Origin of the sequence: Bacillus sp. FSL R7-0672 (assembly GCF_038601465.1) — a bacterium.
Taxonomy (GTDB): Bacteria; Bacillota; Bacilli; order Bacillales; family Bacillaceae; genus Bacillus; species Bacillus pumilus.
In genome coordinates, this window is the sequence record NZ_CP152010.1 from 1,131,463 (window position 1) to 1,144,145 (window position 12,683).

15 protein-coding genes are annotated in these 12,683 nt (G+C 40.7%); 10 read left to right on the forward strand and 5 right to left on the reverse strand.

Features of this window, described 5'->3' with window-relative positions; translation table 11 throughout:
* Window positions 1–26 precede the first annotated feature (26 nt).
* On the reverse strand, window positions 27–518 hold the full coding sequence (locus tag MKY18_RS05445; protein WP_044139900.1) for a YajQ family cyclic di-GMP-binding protein: 492 nt from the start codon (window positions 516–518) through the stop codon (window positions 27–29).
* Between the two features lie 237 nt (window positions 519–755).
* Between MKY18_RS05445 and MKY18_RS05450 the strand changes: the two genes are divergently transcribed.
* The 3 genes from MKY18_RS05450 to MKY18_RS05460 all read left to right on the forward strand — a co-directional run bounded on the left by MKY18_RS05450 (window position 756) and on the right by MKY18_RS05460 (window position 4,459).
* Window positions 756–1,604 (forward strand): S1 RNA-binding domain-containing protein, encoded by an 849-nt coding sequence (locus MKY18_RS05450; protein ID WP_342497770.1) that lies wholly within the window; start codon window positions 756–758, stop codon window positions 1,602–1,604.
* 231 nt (window positions 1,605–1,835) lie between these two features.
* A complete protein-coding gene (locus MKY18_RS05455; RefSeq protein WP_106067192.1) occupies window positions 1,836–2,813 on the forward strand; it encodes a BMP family ABC transporter substrate-binding protein in 978 nt (325 codons plus the stop codon).
* Window positions 2,810–4,459: a methyl-accepting chemotaxis protein gene (locus MKY18_RS05460; protein ID WP_342497771.1), complete on the forward strand. Its 1,650-nt coding sequence runs from the start codon at window positions 2,810–2,812 to the stop codon at window positions 4,457–4,459. The genes MKY18_RS05455 and MKY18_RS05460 overlap by 4 nt, the downstream gene beginning before the upstream one ends.
* A 48-nt stretch (window positions 4,460–4,507) precedes the next feature.
* Here the strand turns inward: MKY18_RS05460 and MKY18_RS05465 are convergent, their stop codons facing one another.
* Complete coding sequence (locus tag MKY18_RS05465; protein WP_065098873.1) at window positions 4,508–5,365, reverse strand: DegV family protein; 858 nt, start codon at window positions 5,363–5,365, stop codon at window positions 4,508–4,510.
* A 141-nt stretch (window positions 5,366–5,506) separates the two neighbouring features.
* Here MKY18_RS05465 and MKY18_RS05470 point away from each other — a divergent pair, with 141 nt between their 5' ends.
* Window positions 5,507–6,349 carry a YitT family protein gene (locus MKY18_RS05470; protein ID WP_003211320.1) on the forward strand — a complete coding sequence of 281 codons (843 nt, stop codon included), beginning with the start codon at window positions 5,507–5,509 and terminating at the stop codon, window positions 6,347–6,349.
* A gap of 14 nt (window positions 6,350–6,363) precedes the next feature.
* Entirely contained in the window at window positions 6,364–6,819 is a 456-nt protein-coding gene (locus MKY18_RS05475; RefSeq protein WP_044139906.1) for a BsuPI-related putative proteinase inhibitor, read from the forward strand.
* A gap of 61 nt (window positions 6,820–6,880) precedes the next feature.
* Here the strand turns inward: MKY18_RS05475 and MKY18_RS05480 are convergent, their stop codons facing one another.
* From MKY18_RS05480 to MKY18_RS05490, 3 genes are all read right to left on the reverse strand, one after another.
* Window positions 6,881–7,072 carry a DUF3813 domain-containing protein gene (locus MKY18_RS05480; protein WP_024425070.1) on the reverse strand — a complete coding sequence of 64 codons (192 nt, stop codon included), beginning with the start codon at window positions 7,070–7,072 and terminating at the stop codon, window positions 6,881–6,883.
* Window positions 7,069–7,218 (reverse strand): hypothetical protein, encoded by a 150-nt coding sequence (locus tag MKY18_RS05485; RefSeq protein ID WP_003211909.1) that lies wholly within the window; start codon window positions 7,216–7,218, stop codon window positions 7,069–7,071. Before MKY18_RS05485 ends, MKY18_RS05480 begins: the two co-directional genes overlap by 4 nt.
* 88 nt (window positions 7,219–7,306) lie before the next feature.
* Window positions 7,307–8,119 carry a Cof-type HAD-IIB family hydrolase gene (locus tag MKY18_RS05490; protein ID WP_012009535.1) on the reverse strand — a complete coding sequence of 271 codons (813 nt, stop codon included), beginning with the start codon at window positions 8,117–8,119 and terminating at the stop codon, window positions 7,307–7,309.
* A 136-nt stretch (window positions 8,120–8,255) separates the two neighbouring features.
* Here MKY18_RS05490 and MKY18_RS05495 point away from each other — a divergent pair, with 136 nt between their 5' ends.
* From MKY18_RS05495 to argC, 5 genes are all read left to right on the forward strand, one after another.
* Window positions 8,256–9,041: a prolyl oligopeptidase family serine peptidase gene (locus MKY18_RS05495; protein WP_111912274.1), complete on the forward strand. Its 786-nt coding sequence runs from the start codon at window positions 8,256–8,258 to the stop codon at window positions 9,039–9,041.
* Window positions 9,042–9,086: 45 nt separating this feature from the next.
* Entirely contained in the window at window positions 9,087–9,395 is a 309-nt protein-coding gene (locus MKY18_RS05500; RefSeq protein ID WP_003211530.1) for a metal-sulfur cluster assembly factor, read from the forward strand.
* A gap of 122 nt (window positions 9,396–9,517) precedes the next feature.
* Entirely contained in the window at window positions 9,518–10,963 is a 1,446-nt protein-coding gene (locus MKY18_RS05505; RefSeq protein WP_342497772.1) for an FAD-binding oxidoreductase, read from the forward strand.
* Window positions 10,960–11,508 carry an MFS transporter gene (locus MKY18_RS05510; RefSeq protein ID WP_044139910.1) on the forward strand — a complete coding sequence of 183 codons (549 nt, stop codon included), beginning with the start codon at window positions 10,960–10,962 and terminating at the stop codon, window positions 11,506–11,508. The genes MKY18_RS05505 and MKY18_RS05510 overlap by 4 nt, the downstream gene beginning before the upstream one ends.
* Window positions 11,509–11,645: 137 nt before the next feature.
* The gene (gene argC, locus MKY18_RS05515; protein WP_342497823.1) at window positions 11,646–12,683 is read left to right on the forward strand and encodes an N-acetyl-gamma-glutamyl-phosphate reductase; all 1,038 of its coding nucleotides are present in this window, start codon (window positions 11,646–11,648) and stop codon (window positions 12,681–12,683) included.

The following is a 12,683-nucleotide window of genomic DNA, read 5'->3' on the forward strand; positions in this document are numbered from 1 at the left end:
GAAATAATCAATGGAAAATTTGAAATTTATCGAAAATTTATAAATTGAACGTCAATCGGTAAATCTGCCTTGCGCATAAGAGAAATAACCTCTTGTAAATCATCTTTATTTTTTCCTATTACACGCACTTGGTCATCTTGAAACTGTGACTTCACTTTGATGCCGGATTGCTTAATGAGTGCATTGATCTTTTTGGCGTTGTCTTGATCAATTCCGCTGATCAGCTTTGCACGCTGGCGTACGGTTCCGCCAAGGGCATGCTCGGTTTTTCCGTAGTCGATGTTTTTAGTTGGAACATTTCGTTTGATCAGCTTCGACACAAGTACATCTTTTAGCTGCTCAAGCTTAAAGTCATCATCAGAGATGAGCACAAGCTCTTCTTTTTCAAGAGAAATATCACTTTTACTTCCTTTAAAATCATAACGGTTTTTAATTTCCTTCAGCGCTGCTTGAACGGCGTTTTGCACCTCTGGCAGTTCAACCTTCGATACAATGTCAAATGAGCTTTCTTTTGCCATAACACATGACCTCCATGGATAGATATTGCGTCTATTTTATCATGCAACGTGGAGAAGAAGAAACTTTATCGAAGAGACGAGTCAAAGAGTTCTGCTGGCAGCGGTATAAATCGCGTTCGGTTTGACCACTTTAGCTAACAGAACTAGAGATGTTCATGTGAAGAGAAGTATAGTAGAATAAAGTGAATCAAAAGATGAACGAACGCTCTTTTATGAGCAGATAGGAAGGAAGAGAACATGAGACCAGGTGAGCAACTGACCTTGCAAATAGAGAACGAGATGGAATACGGTTACTTTTTGACAGATGGTGAAGATTCTGTCCTCTTGCACCGCAGTGAAATGACAGAAGATATTGGTGACCAAGATGAAGTAGAGGTCTACTTATACTTAGATCATGAAGAAAGACTAGCTGCGACGATGAAAATACCGACAATCAATGCGCATACATATGGCTGGGTAGAAGTCGTAGACGTCCTAGAAGACATGGGCGCATTTGTGGATGTTGGGCTGTCAAAGGATGCACTTGTTGCAACAGAACATCTACCGCCTTTTGAGGAAGCATGGCCGAAAAAAGGAGACAAACTTTACTGTATGCTGAAAGTCACAAGCTACGGCAGAATGTTCGCAAAGCCAGCCACTGAAGATGTGATCAGTGAATTGTTTACTGAAGCACCCGAAACCTTAATGAACAAAGAAATCACTGGTACGATTTATCGCTTAATTGCGACAGGCTCTTTTATGCTGACAGATACAGGCGTGCGAGGGTTTATCCACCGTACGGAACGAAAGGAAGAGCCAAGATTAGGATCGACCGTGACAGGACGCGTCATTGCAGTGAAAGAGGATGGAACCGTGAACGTTTCTCTGCTTCCTAGAAAACAGGAAGCGTTATCTGTCGATGCAGAAGAAATCTTAACCTATATGAGAACGAGAAATGGTGCTATGCCTTATGGAGACAAAAGTGATCCAGAAGACATCCGCGAACGATTCCAAATGAGCAAGGCAGCCTTTAAACGAGCATTAGGTCATTTGATGAAAAACGGCCTAGTTTACCAAAAAGAGGGCTGGACATACGAGAAAAAATGAGCAGCGTGAAAGAGAACCCTAACCTCATGGGTTTTCATATCACACTGAAATGAAAAAAAGGGATAAAATCATCATGGTTTTATCCCTTTTTTTATATTTGTTATAAATAATGGGTTTTTTCAGTGAAAAAAGTCATGAAAAAAGCTGAAAAACCTTCACTTAATCATTGAAACAACGCCTCTCAAATCCGATAAGAAAGGAGTAAGGATGATAAAAGGAGTGTGTGTTTGGATGAAAGTGAAAATTTCTTTGCTTCTGTTGGTAGCCGTGCTTATGGTGCTCGCCGCATGCAGCAATCAACAAGGGAAACCACCAGCATCAAATGCGAAGCATATTGGCGTTATGCTCACAGATGATGGTCTTGGTGATCAATCATTTAACGATTCATCGTTTAAAGGATTAGAAAAAGCACGTGATGACCTAGGTATTGAATTTGATTATAGAGAAATTGCAGAAACCGATACATATGAAAAAGGACTGACCGAGCTTGTAAAAGCTGGCAATGATCTCGTCATCGGGGTAGGCTTTAGTATGCAAGAAGACTTAGAAAAAGTCGCAAAGAAATATCCGAAGAAGCACTTTTTGCTCATCGATGCCGTATCTGAGCTGAAAAATGTGACCTCCGTGACGTTTAAAGAAGAGCAAGGCAGCTATTTAGCGGGCGCACTTGCTGCAATGACAACGAAAAGTGATGTCATTGGATTTGTTGGCGGTGTCGATGCGGAGTTGATCCATCGTTTTGAAAAAGGGTTCCAAAAAGGCGCCAAATCAGTGAATCCGAACATCAAGATCTTATCCACCTATGCTAATACGTTTAGTGATGCGGACAAAGGCAGTAAAATAGCCAAAGGCATGATCAAAAAGAAAGCAGACGTTTTATATGCCGCAGCTGGCTATACAGGTGTCGGTGTATTAAAAGAAGCGCAAGCGCAGGGCAAATATGCCATTGGTGTAGATAGTGATCAGTACTACACCGCTGAAAAAGCGGTGATTTCGTCCATGGTAAAAAAAGTCGATGAAGTGGTCTATCAATTCAGCGAACAGCTCGTCAAGAGCAATCAAATCAAAAATGGGCATGTTATTTACGACTTAAGCAATGACGGAATCGATATGGCAAGAATTCGGGTGCTCAAAGATGCTGAAACATTGACCAAAAAAGTAAATGAACTGAAGCAGAAATTGCTAAAAGATGAGGGGGACGCATCATGAGCTTGCGCATCAAAATTTTACTCAACTCACTCGTCTCACTTCTTTTAGCAGTTGGCGTCATCGCCTTTATCATTGTCAGTATGACAAAGATCCAATCATCAAATGAAACAGAAGTTCAAACCTTATTAAATGTTCAAAAAACAAAGGCAAGCTTTGAAAGCGTCGAACAAACCATGACCAATTATTCAATGACACTTTCTGATGAACAGCTAGAGGTTGTTCAAACCGGTATTTCTACATCAAAAAAACAACTGCAAACCTTAAACAAACATGCAGGAAATATAAATAAAGGTGAATTAACAAGGTTAAATGCAAAATATGACACGTGGACCAAAGAAGCAAATAATGCCATTGGTGAAAAAAACGCATCGGATACAAGACGGGTCGCTGCAAGAATTGATGGTGTTTTAAACGACATCCATACAATGAATAAAAGAGCAGAAGAAGCATATAAACAAAATCTAGAGAATACAGCGGATAATGTGCAATGGATCATCACAAGTGCACTCGTCGCAGCCCTCACACTGATTGTCATTGCTGTCTTTTTAAATATTGGATTAACAAGATCCATCGTGACACCGATTAAATCACTTTCCTACCGAGCGAAGCAGATCGCAGAAGGCAACCTTGCTATCGAGCGACTGGATATTCAGCGTAAGGATGAAATCGGCGGCTTGAATGAATCCTTTAATCAAATGACAGATCAACTGATTAGTTTGATTAAAGAAATCAGTAATGTCTCAAATCAAGTAGAGACATTCTCGATCCAGTTAGATGATGAAAACAAAAAGCTGATGGAATCTGCAAATCAAGTATCTGTCTCGACAGACGAAATGGCAAATGGGTCACAAGCCATTTCAGAGGATCTCCAGCATGGCGTTAGCTTGATTGAAAAGATGGATCAGCATGGACGTAAAAATTCCGAACGTTCACAAACAGTCATCCAAAGTACAGAGGATGCGATAGAAGCAGTGGAAAGTGGAAAGCACACGTTAACAGAAACAAAAACGGCGATTGAAAAAAATACACATGCCACAAGGCAAATCGAGCAGTCGGCAGGAGAATTCACGCAATATGCTAGCGGAATCTCTGCTATGGCCAAAACAGTTTCTGACATTGCGGATCAGACAAACTTACTTTCGCTAAATGCGGCGATCGAAGCGGCAAGAGCAGGTGAGGCTGGAAAAGGCTTTGCCGTTGTAGCAGATGAAATTCGTAAGCTTGCCGACGAATCATCTAACGCTACAAGACAAATCTTTGATATGGTCAGTCATATTGAAAGAGGCATTCAATCCATTAGTCAAACTGTCAAAGAAGGAGTCAAGCTTTCACTTCAACAGCAGGATGCGATGGACAAAACCTCACACTCCTTTGAAGATATAGAAACAAAAGCGCAGCACATTAAACAAGAAATGGCGGTCTTAAATGACCAAATTGTTCAATCAACAGAGCTTGGCGGACAAGTGCTCAACTCGATTGAAAATATTAGTGCAGTTGTAGAAGAAACAGCAGCTGGCAGTGAAGAAATTTCTGCCTCGGCCAATGAACAGCTGCAATCATTCCATCAAATGAACAAACAGGTAGAAGAACTGATGAGTATGACGGCAAGGTTAAATGAAACCGTCCACCGTTTTAAACTTTCATAAGTCATAAGAAAAGCACCCTTCCCGTGATGTGTCAGGGAAGGGTGCTTTTTATGATGGTTTGCCTGTAAAGAAGATGGCAAGCGTGCCTGGGCCTGAATGGGACCCAACAGCTGCGCCGACAATCTGAATATCAATTTCTTTTGGATGAAATTCGGCTTCAATCAATTGTCTCATGTCTTCTGCAAGTGCAGGATCATCACCATGACTAATGCCAACAGTTTGATTTGACCAATCCGTTCCACGTTCTTTCATCAGTTCAATAATGCGTTTCAACAGCTTTTTACGTCCGCGGATTTTCTCAAGGGGGATGAGCTTTCCATCCTCGACGTGTAAAATGGGCTTAATACTCAATAAACCGCCAACAAATGCGGACGCTTTACTAATTCTTCCGCCTCTTGCTAAATACGATAAATCGTCTACAGTAAAAATATGTTGTAAAGATTCGCAAAAATGCTTTACAGACGTTTCAATTTCTTGTATTGTATTTCCGTCAATGGCAAGTGATTGAGCGTGTTTGACAGCAAGCCCATAGCCGAGTGAAGCACATTTAGAATCAATGATTCGTAAATCAAAATCAGGGTATTCTTCCTTCACTTCGTTTGCCATCATCATAGCGGTTTGATATGTACCAGAAAGCTCTGATGAAAAGGCAACATAGATTGCAGATGTATGGGTTTGTGCGAGAGAAACAAAGGCTTCTTTGATTCGGTTTGGTGAAGCTTGTGACGTTTTTGGGCTGGCACCTTGTCTCATCGCATCAAATACTTGTTTTGGTTCAATGGTGACCAAATCTTCAAATTCCTGCTCGCCAAGCAATACACGGAGCGGAATAACCGTCATGTTATGTTCATCATAATAAGAAAGAGGCAGATCAGCAGCACTGTCTGCTATGATATGAACAGTCATCAAAATCCCTTCTTTCTAAAAAAAATCAGCCATATTTTACAACTTTTTAGCCTAACTATATCACAGAAATCAACTTTTCGTGTTCAAATTCTAAATTTTAGGGAAAACCATAGAGAGAATGGTAAGTGGAGGAATGACAATATGTTCATCGGAGAAGCAAAAAAACTCATTGTCGTCGTCATTGGTGCACTGCTCAATGCGATTGGACTGAATTTATTTTTAATCCCAGCTGATGTATACGCGAGTGGGTTTACAGGGGTAGCCCAGCTGTTATCCAGCTTAATGGATCAATATGCGCCATTTTATGTATCCACAGGGATTCTATTATTTATTTTAAATATTCCAGTCGGCATTTTAGGCTGGATGAAAGTGGGCCGTTCCTTTACGTTTTACAGCATCATCAGTGTGGCTCTGACGACCATTTTCCTCGGCATCTTACCAGAAACGAGTGTTTCACATGATATTTTACTAAATGCTGTGTTTGGAGGCGTGATATCCGCAGTAGGGATTGGGATCACGCTCAAATTTGGGGCATCGACAGGCGGACTCGACATCATAGCCATGATCTTAGCGAAGTGGAAGGATAAACCAGTCGGCACGTATTTCTTCATTTTAAATGGTATCATCATTTTTACAGCAGGATTATTACAAGGTTGGGAGAAAGCATTATATACCCTTGTCACATTGTATGTGACCACAAGGGTCATTGATGCCATCCATACAAGACATGAGAAGCTGACCGCGATGATTGTAACGAAGAAGGCTGATGAAATCAAGGAAGCCATTTATGGAAAAATGGTCAGAGGTATTACGACTGTACCTGCAAAGGGAGCTTTTACCAATGAGCCAAAAGAAATGATGGTGATCGTCATTACAAGGTATGAGCTGTATGAACTTGAACAAATTATTAAAGAAGTCGATCCAAAAGCCTTTACAAATATTGTGCAAACAACTAATATTCTTGGATTTTTCAGACGAGATTAAAAGGTGGGTAGCGAATGAAAAAAGGGTTGGTGCTTCTCCTCGTTGTATTGATTTTAACCGCTTGTGGACAACAAAAAAAGGATGAACCAAACAAGGAGGTATCAGGTCAAATGGGAGAAAAAACGGTTGTACTCACAGTAGACCCCGTCCAGAAAGGTTCTTCGGTTCAATTTAACATGTCATTGAAAAATGAATCAGATCGAGATATTGAATTTACCTTTAACACAAGCCAGAAATTCGAACTCAGTGTGTATGATGAAAACGGAAATGAACAATACCGCTATTCAAAAGACCGTATGTTCACACAGGCCATCCAATCATTTGTGCTGAAGAAAGGCGAAGCCTATGATTTTCAAGATACGTGGTCAAATGGTGTCAAGCCGGGAACGTATGAAGCGGTCGTCACATTTAAAGGAAAAGCAGAAGGGCTGAAGCAAATCACGGAAAAGAAAACGTTCCAAGTGAAATAAGTGCTTTCAACTTCATAAGAAACAGAAAAAGCTGTCCAATGGTGTGGACAGCTTTTTTATGTTAGAGATCATCGAGCAAGTCTTGGAAGGTATGCAGCTGGTTTCTTTCTGCATCTGTCGAATTGGCAAATGCAGATGATACGGCATTTTTGGCTCGTTTGACCGCCTGTTGACGCTCTAATCCAGATGAAAATGAAGAAGTAAGGGCTTCTTCAGTAAATGATTTGGCTTGATCAAAAAGTTCGTTTCTCACAATGAACCTCCAGAAGCATCAGTCTTCATGTTTTCTCTGCCAGACGCTTCTTCAAGCGTAGAACGATAAGGAAAACGTGCGTCATGCAGACTGATTGAATCTTTACCTTGTTGTATAAAGCGTTTCGATTTGCTTCTTTTACCCATTCGGAATCCGCCCCTTTACACAAGCTGACAGGACAACCTGTCTAAAGGTAGTATGCCCGCTTCCATCTGCTATGTATGAATGGAAAAATTAAAGCGAGAAGTAATTCGTTAGAAACTTTGCAATCCCATCTTGTTCGTTTGTATCAGTGACTTCATTTGAAACACGTTTCACGGCATCGATTCCGTTGCCCATAGCCACACCGCATCCAGCAAATTCAAGCATTTCTAAATCATTGTCTTCATCTCCGAATGCCACAATCCGCTCCTGTGGAACGCCGTAATAATCACTGATCTTTTGCAGTCCAACGGCCTTGTTCATGCCTGTTTTAATGATCTCAATCACGTGCCACGGAGCAGCCCATCGCCTATGATCAATCACTTCTGCATGAACATCTGATAAATAGCTTCGAATGGCTCCGACGTCCTCTTCTTTTGCGTGAATTAACACGCTCGTCACATTCTCTCCAAGGTTGTCCCGAAGGTCTCCAACAGTGACTTTATTTGCATTCATATTAAATATATCAATGAGCTTCTCATCATGATAATGGAAATACAAATCGTCTAACACTTCAGCTAGCACATTATGCACTTTATACTCCTCACTAATGTCTACAAGCTGTTTAACGACTTGAAGATCAAGTGACGTATGAAATCTGCCCCATTTTTCATCAAGAGGATGATGGACAAACGCTCCATTAAAATTCACAATGGGTGAATCAAGCTGTAATTGCTGATAATAAGGAGAGCTGGAACGAAATGGCCGGCCGGTTGAAATACAGACATGATGCCCGCTGTCTTTCACTTTTTGAATGACGTCAAGTGTGTGTGTAGAGATGGTTTTATCATCTTTTAATAACGTGCCATCCAGGTCAAGTGCGATTAGGTAAGGTTTAGTCTCCATAAAATCTCCTTTGATCTGTAAGTGATAGGAGGCAGTTCGTGCGGCGCCTCTACCTATAGTGTATCTTTATCACATCTTTGTTGTCTACATGTTAAAATAAACAAAGACGGGAATGATAAAGGAGGATTCATAGGCTGTGATCACCATTGATGAGCAAATTGCGCGCGATATTCCATTTTTACATATCGTAAAAGCTGAAAATAAAGACAAACCGCTGCCGCTTGTATTTTTTATACACGGATTTACAAGTGCACGCGAGCACAACTTACACTTCGCCTTTCATTTGGCGGAAAAAGGCATGAGAGTGATTTTGCCTGACTGTGCTTATCATGGTGTAAGATCAGAAAACCTCAGCTTAGAGGAACTGGCGTCAAGGTTCTGGGAAATTGTCTTGAACGAAATACGTGAAATCGATATACTCAAAACATACTTTGAAGAAAAACATTTGATTGAAGCCGATCTGATCGGTGTTGCAGGTACTTCCATGGGCGGCATCACGACCTTTGGTGCACTCGCCAAGCATGATTGGATTAAAGCGGCAGTTAGCTTGATGGGCAGTCCGAAATATACGACATTCCTACAAGCACAAATCATGAACATGCGGAACAAAGGGTTGATGAAAGAAATTACAGACGAAGAGGTTCATCAGCAATTAGACGTGCTGCGTCCTTATGATTTAACGCTGCAAACAGATCGATTAAACAAAAGACCGCTGTTATTCTGGCATGCAGAAAATGATCCAGTTGTCCCTTACCGGCATGCAAAAGCTCTTTATGACGAGTTAGCAGCAACCCAATATAAAGAAGATCCGCACCTGATTCGTTTTATTACAGATGGACAGGCTGGCCATAAGGTCTCAAGACAAGCAATGTTTGAAACGGTTGACTGGTTTGTGACACATCTGAAAAGCACAAACGTTTAGTCAAAAGAAAAAGTACGTTATACTAATGGAAAAGGAGTGGATATCATGGATGAAGCATTGAAAGAAAATATTTTAGGCGCCCTAGAACAGGTGATTGACCCTGAGCTGAATGTCGACATCGTCAACCTTGGACTTGTCTATGATGTCGATCTTGATGAGAATGGAAAAGCGGATATCACGATGACCTTAACATCAATGGGGTGTCCTCTTGCACCAGTAATCGTGGATGAAGTGAAAAAAGCATTAAGTGATCTTCCAGAAGTGAAAGAAACAGAAGTTCACATCGTATGGAATCCGCCTTGGACACGAGACAAAATGTCAAGATACGCAAAAATTGCGCTCGGTATTCAATAAGCACAAATGAAAATGCCTGGTATGAGTTGAACTCATGCCAGGTTTTTTTATGAAAAAATAAGGTGGAGGAAGAGAATGGATTGATATAATGGGTGTAATATGACAGATCGGAGTACCTCATAATGAAACGAAAATGGTTATGGATTGTTCTTTTAATGGGATACGCTGCTGCATTTTTTACATCAATCACCATCCGCGAGGAACAAGCACACAAAAAACAAGATCTTGAGGCGTTTACAGATGTCAGTCATCTCATGCCTGTTAAAATAAAAAAAGTCGTTCAAGGTAAAGAAATAGATACTTTAAAAGAAGTAGTAGAAGAAGCGAAAGTAAAAAACTTGCCGATATCAATAGCCGGCAAACAGCATAGCATGGGCGGCCACACGTATTATGAAAATGGCATTGTGCTCGATATGACAGAATTCCGCCAAATTTTAGCGTTTGATGAAAAAAAGAAAACGATTCGGGTCCAAAGCGGCGTTACATGGGATGATATACAAACATATGTGAACCCATATGGTCTTGCCGTGAAGGTCATGCAATCACAGAATATCTTCACGATTGGCGGTTCTCTCAGTGCAAACGCACATGGACGTGACATTCGCTACGGCTCACTCATAGACACTGTTCGTTCCTTTAGGCTACTTAAGGCAGATGGGGAGATCGTTACAGTGAAGCCGGGCGATGATTTGTTTACTGCCGTGATTGGCGGATATGGTTTGTTCGGCGTCATTTTAGATGTTGAGCTTTCGTTAACGAGAGATGAATTATACAAAATGGAGACAACCTCTCTAGATTATCGCGAATACAGTGATTATTTTCAAAAACATGTCAAACAAAATAAAGAAGTACGCATGCATCTTGCCAGAATCTCAACAGCGAAAACAAACTTTTTGAAAGAGATGTATGTGACGAATTATTCCCTCACTTCACAACAAGAGATTGAATCATATCAAGAGCTGAAAGAGGATCAACTCGTTATGCCACTCAAATTTATGCTCGGTCTTTCAAGAAGGTTTGATATGGGGAAAGATCTGCTATGGAATTTGCAAAAGAAGTATTTCCAAAGTCAAAATGATCAGCTGATCACAAGAAATAATGTGATGCGCTCAGATTCTGCTTTTTTAGAATATGAAAATGAGTCAGATACAGATGTGCTTCAGGAATATTTCGTCCCAGTCGACCGCTTTCGTGCGTATATCGATGACATGAGACACTTTTTACAACAGGAAGAATTGAATTTAATGAACATCACGATCCGCTACGTACAAAAAAATGAAAAAGCGGATCTCTCATATGCGAAAGAAGATATGTTTGCACTTGTTCTTTTAGTGAATTATGGTTTTGAGAAAGAAAAGAAGGCAGAAGCAGAGCGGATCATCCGGCAAATGACAGATATCACGCTTCAGCACCATGGAAGCTATTACTTACCGTACATGCCTTATCAAACGAAGATACAAATGAAGCGGGCCTATCCTAAAACCGATGTATTCTTCCAAAAGAAAAAGCAAGCAGATCCAGATGGCAGGTTTATCAATTACTTTTATGAAAGGTACAATACACAATGAATGCAAAAGCAATGAAATGGTTCGTCTACTCACAAAGCCTGCTGTTTTTCGCCAGCAGTTTGATTTTCCCTTTTTACATTCTTTTTATTAAAAATGTTGGTTCAAGCTATTCACAGTTTGGTCTTGCCTATGGCTTGTTTGGTTTAAGCGGAGCGTTTATTCATTTACTCTTAGGGAAACTACCAGAGACCACTGACAGGCGTCTCTTTTTAATCATTCATTCGTTCGGAATGGCATTTCTTTTATTGCTATTTCCTCATATAACAGAAGTGGAGCAAGTGTATATGATTCAGCTGGCACTTGGTGCGCTTGGCGGCTTTCAAAAGCACGGGGAAAAACTCATCGTTACGGAACTGACAACAGAGAATAAAAGAATGAAAGAGGTCGGCCGCTACCATTTTTGGACAGCTCTTTTTTCATCGATAGCGATTATGCTTGGCGGCCTGTTTGCAGATTTCTTCACCGTGTATTTCATTTTTTATGCAAGCTCCATATTATATTTATGCAGTGCCCTCATCGTCATCATGATGAAATACGAAAGATAAATCCGCATGTCTCACGAAGATATGTGGATTTTTTTATGAAAAAAAACGAAAATAAATATTAAATATACAATTGAATTAATTTTTATACATGTTATAATGTTAAATAATTTCACAAAGATCAAGAGGGTGTATTGACGTTGAAAATAGGTATTATAGGTGCTACGGGATACGGTGGTGCGGAATTAGTTCGTATCTTCAAGCAACATCCACACGTGGATGAATGTATATTGTATTCATCGAGTGGTGATGGGCAATTATACAGTCAATCTTATCCGCATCTAACAACGATTACTGATCAAACATTAAAAGCCATTGATCCTGCTGCTATTGTGCGAAAAACAGATGCTGTGTTTTTAGCGACACCAGCAGGCGTATCAAGTGAACTCACACCGAAGCTCATGAACCAAGGAGTGCCTATCATTGATTTATCAGGTGATTTGCGCATTCAAGACGGTGCAACCTATGAAGCTTGGTATAAACGAAGGGCAGCTGATCAATCATCTGTTCAACAAGCTGTGTATGGGTTACCTGAATTGAATCGTGAAACGATTGAGCAGGCTGAAGTCATTGCAAACCCAGGGTGCTTCCCTACCGCAGTTCTTCTCGGCTTAGCACCGCTGATGAAACAGAATCTAATCGATGAATCTATGATCATCATAGATGCAAAAACAGGAGTGTCCGGTGCAGGACGATCTGCCTCACTTGGAACGCATTTTTCAGAGCTAAACGACAACTTCAAAATTTATAAGGTAAATGAACATCAACATACACCTGAAATAGAGCAAATATTAAGAGAATGGAATCCGCAAACGGCGAACATCACCTTTTCAACGCACCTTGTCCCGATGACAAGGGGGATTATGGCGACGATGTATACCCAGCTGAAATCAGATATCACAAAAGAGGAATTGATGATGCATATGAAAGGCTTTTATGAAGATTCCTATTTTGTCAGAGTGAGAGATCACGGGGTGTATCCGCAAACAAGGGAAGTATACGGCAGTAATTTCTGTGACATTGGCTTTCATTTAGATGAACGTACAGGCAGACTCACGATTGTGTCTGTGATCGACAATCTCATGAAGGGCGCAGCCGGCCAAGCGGTTCAAAACTTCAACATCATCAAAGGCTTAGATGAAGAGGCGGGCCTCACAATGACACCTCTCTATCCTTAA

Coding starts and splice junctions, on each gene's coding strand:
- MKY18_RS05445 (WP_044139900.1), bottom strand. CDS start 518: ATGGCAAAAGAAAGCTCATTTGACATTGTATCGAAGGTTGAACTGCCA.
- MKY18_RS05450 (WP_342497770.1), top strand. CDS start 756: ATGAGACCAGGTGAGCAACTGACCTTGCAAATAGAGAACGAGATGGAA.
- MKY18_RS05455 (WP_106067192.1), top strand. CDS start 1,836: ATGAAAGTGAAAATTTCTTTGCTTCTGTTGGTAGCCGTGCTTATGGTG.
- MKY18_RS05460 (WP_342497771.1), top strand. CDS start 2,810: ATGAGCTTGCGCATCAAAATTTTACTCAACTCACTCGTCTCACTTCTT.
- MKY18_RS05465 (WP_065098873.1), bottom strand. CDS start 5,365: ATGACTGTTCATATCATAGCAGACAGTGCTGCTGATCTGCCTCTTTCT.
- MKY18_RS05470 (WP_003211320.1), top strand. CDS start 5,507: ATGTTCATCGGAGAAGCAAAAAAACTCATTGTCGTCGTCATTGGTGCA.
- MKY18_RS05475 (WP_044139906.1), top strand. CDS start 6,364: ATGAAAAAAGGGTTGGTGCTTCTCCTCGTTGTATTGATTTTAACCGCT.
- MKY18_RS05485 (WP_003211909.1), bottom strand. CDS start 7,218: ATGGGTAAAAGAAGCAAATCGAAACGCTTTATACAACAAGGTAAAGAT.
- MKY18_RS05490 (WP_012009535.1), bottom strand. CDS start 8,119: ATGGAGACTAAACCTTACCTAATCGCACTTGACCTGGATGGCACGTTA.
- MKY18_RS05500 (WP_003211530.1), top strand. CDS start 9,087: ATGGATGAAGCATTGAAAGAAAATATTTTAGGCGCCCTAGAACAGGTG.
- MKY18_RS05505 (WP_342497772.1), top strand. CDS start 9,518: ATGAAACGAAAATGGTTATGGATTGTTCTTTTAATGGGATACGCTGCT.
- MKY18_RS05510 (WP_044139910.1), top strand. CDS start 10,960: ATGAATGCAAAAGCAATGAAATGGTTCGTCTACTCACAAAGCCTGCTG.